Source organism: Streptomyces sp. SID3343, from assembly GCF_009865215.1.
In the GTDB taxonomy this organism is placed as follows: domain Bacteria; phylum Actinomycetota; class Actinomycetes; order Streptomycetales; family Streptomycetaceae; genus Embleya.
Genome location: NZ_WWJX01001500.1, coordinates 1 through 515, shown reverse-complemented (window position 1 = coordinate 515; position 515 = coordinate 1). Strand labels below are relative to the sequence as shown.

Sequence of the window (515 nt, the reverse complement as noted above, 5' to 3'; positions counted from 1 at the left end):
GTTCGGTGGGGTTTCTTGTTCGGTGGGGTTTCTTGTTCGGTGGGTGTTTCTTGTTCGGTGGGTGTGTCGCTTTCGGCGCGGCCCGAGTCGAGACCCGTGGTGCGGGCTTCGACGACGGCTCCGGTTGGCTCTTCGCTCACGTGCGGGGACGGTGCACGTGGATGCGGTGGAGGTTCACCCGGAGGGACGCTCGCCGTGGCCCCACGGTAGGCGTGGTCGGGGACTCGATGTTTATCCGATCGGCTAAAGTCGAAACGCCAGTGTTGACCGATCAGCCAATGTCGAGGAGGCCCCGTGCCGGCGGACGGCGTCTCCTTGCGTGACCTGCTCGCGACCTTGGGCGGCCCGGTGGGCGACGGCCCCGTGCGGGTGGTGGCCGCGGCCGGCGGCCTGGACGTCACCGTCCGGCACGTCACGATCCTCGACCCCGAGGAGGAGCCGCACCCGATGCCGGGCGACCTGTTGCTCGCGGTGGGGCTGCGTGGGCGGGCCGCGCTGGGGGCGGTGCGGGCGGC

General features: G+C 70.5%; 1 pseudogene. It reads left to right on the top strand.

Going from position 1 to position 515, the window contains the following annotated elements:
* Positions 1-294: 294 nt before the first annotated feature.
* Positions 295-515 (top strand): annotated as a pseudogene (locus GT354_RS47525) (PucR family transcriptional regulator); the annotation flags it as partial.